Source organism: Scytonema sp. PRP1, assembly GCF_036697665.2.
GTDB classification, from domain to species: domain Bacteria; phylum Cyanobacteriota; class Cyanobacteriia; order Cyanobacteriales; family Nostocaceae; genus Kalymmatonema; species Kalymmatonema gypsitolerans.
This window is the reverse complement of record NZ_JBAHYJ020000103.1, coordinates 1-2,497: the sequence shown is the minus strand read 5'-3', so window position 1 is coordinate 2,497 and position 2,497 is coordinate 1. Positions and strand designations below refer to the sequence as shown.

The 2,497-nt window shown below is 44.5% G+C and carries 1 protein-coding gene; it reads left to right on the top strand.

Annotation, left to right across the window (positions count from 1 at the left end; genetic code table 11):
* The first annotated feature begins 605 nt into the window (after positions 1-605).
* On the top strand, positions 606-2,402 hold the full coding sequence (gene ltrA, locus V5G28_RS27015) for a group II intron reverse transcriptase/maturase (protein ID WP_336231374.1): 1,797 nt from the start codon (positions 606-608) through the stop codon (positions 2,400-2,402).
* Positions 2,403-2,497 lie beyond the last annotated feature (95 nt).

Sequence of the window (2,497 nt, the reverse complement as noted above, 5' to 3'; positions counted from 1 at the left end):
TATGTGTGATTCGTTGCCTAGAAATGAGTAGTAACACTCAGGGATTAGGCGCAAGGCTAAATAGAGGAGAAATCCTAATAGAACCTTGACAACTGACTGACCATGTAGGTGAAAATCCTACCCCGCAGGTGCAGCGGTGAAAGCACTTCCCCTACGGTAGAGACTAGTCATCAATCCGTAAAGCGGGGATGAAAGGTGTTAGTACTGGTAGCCTAAACTGGTACGCATCGAGCAAAATGCCTATGAGTAAAGCGAAAAGCTTGAAGGTGTGTTTTAACCATCTTAAGGAACAACCAGTGTAATAAGGCTGAACAACACTGGAGCCAAAAGGCAAAGGATAAGGAGTTGGCAAGTATATCGTTGACCAATTTGCACTTCCAATAAACCAGGTGGAGAGCATCGCTCTAAGGGTATAAAGAATGGTCAGTCGGAACGAATTAACCCCTCGAAGCGCTCTTGCTGAGGTCGATTCTCCAAGTAGGTACTAACCGGATGCTACGAGTGGGGGAGATTGAGTTAAGAAGCTAAAGCCTTTATGTAATGTAAGGGATATGCAGACGTACTCACGGTGATTGGGAAGATAAAGGACGGGAGTAGCATTAAAGATGGTTTATACGAGTTTAAAGACTACGGAAACATGGGCATCTATCAACTGGCGCAAGCTGGAACGACAGGTGTACAAGATGCAAAAGCGCATTTATCAAGCCTCTCAACGTAGTGATGTGAAAACCGTCCACAATCTCCAGAGATTGTTAATGAGTTCTCGGTCGGCAAAACTTCTAGCCGTGCGTAGAATCAGTCAAGACAACCAAGGAAAAAAGACAGCAGGAGTGGATGGGATAAAAAACCTATCCCCAGCAGCGCGTCTAACTATGATTGTCAACCTAAAGTTAAGCAAAAAAGCCTCACCCACTCGCAGGGTTTGGATTCCCAAACCAGGCACAGACGAAAAGCGACCTTTAGGTATCCCTACTATGCACGATAGAGCTATGCAGGCACTAGTAAAACTAGCTCTAGAACCGGAGTGGGAAGCTCAATTCGAGCCGAATTCCTATGGTTTTAGACCAGGACGCTCATGTCATGATGCAATTGAAGCGATATTTATAGGTATCAATCATAAGCCAAAATATGTGCTTGATGCTGATATTTCTAAGTGCTTCGACCGAATCGACCATCAGGCATTACTGTTAAAGCTAAACACTACCTCAACCATACGTCGTCAAGTAGCGGCATGGCTAAAATCTGGGGGAATGGATGGTAAGCAGTTATTCCCGACATCTGAGGGTACGCCTCAAGGCGGAGTCATTTCTCCACTACTGGCAAATATAGCCCTCCACGGTCTAGAGTCACGGGTTAAACAAGAGTTTCCCAAAATGTCACATACAGGACGGGAAACGTGGTTTCACAAAAAAGGAACCGAGTTTAAATCACCTGACGTAATTCGTTATGCGGATGATTTTGTCATCTTACATGAGAACGAAACCGTAGTCCTAAGATGCAAGGAGGTCATCTCCGAATGGTTACTGGACATGGGTTTAGAACTCAAGCCAAGCAAAACGAGATTTGCTCACACTCTTCAGGAGTATAAGCTTGAAAAACCAGGATTTGATTTCCTGGGATTTACCATCCGACAATTCTCCGTTGGTAAATATCACTCTAAGCAAGGCTATAAAACAATAATCACCCCAAGCTCCAAAAAGCAGAAGATACACTACGATAAAATCGCAGAGGTAATCGAATCGCACAAGGCATTGTCCCAAGCGGCTCTAATTGCCCATCTAAACCCCATCATCCGGGGATGGACAAATTACTATGCCACTGTAGTAAGTAAGGTTGCTTACTCAGAACTAGATAACCTAGTGTACCAGAAGCTAAGAGCTTGGGCTAAACGCCGTCATCCAAAGAAATCGGGTGAGTGGGTGTCAAATAAATATTGGCACTCTATAGGTGGAGATAACTGGGTGTTTTCAACCAAAAATGGGGACAATTTCCTAAAGTTAATTGACCATGCCCAAACTCCAATAATCCGGCACATTAAGGTCAAGGGAAAAGCCTCACCATTGGATGGCAACCTAGTTTACTGGAGTTCCCGCATGGGCAAGAATCCCGAACTACCTTCACGAGTTACAAAGCTCCTGAAAAAACAGAAAGGGAAATGCGCCCACTGTGGACTGTTCTTCCGCGAAAGCGATGTGATGGAAGTTGACCATATAATCCCTAAATCAAAAGATGGAAAGGATTGTTATGAAAATTGGCAACTTATGCACAGACATTGCCACGACACAAAAACTACCAATGATGGTAACATTGGCGCACAATCCGGTTGCAATAGTACCGAGCCGTTGAATCCCACCAGAAGACTTGAAAAAGTCGAGGAGAAATGGGTAATGAGGTATGCATGAAAAGCACCTAATCATTGAGGAGCCGTGTGAAGGGAAACTTTCATGCACGGTTTTGAAGACCAACGGGGTTGGTGACAACCTCGTTGAGTTTAATC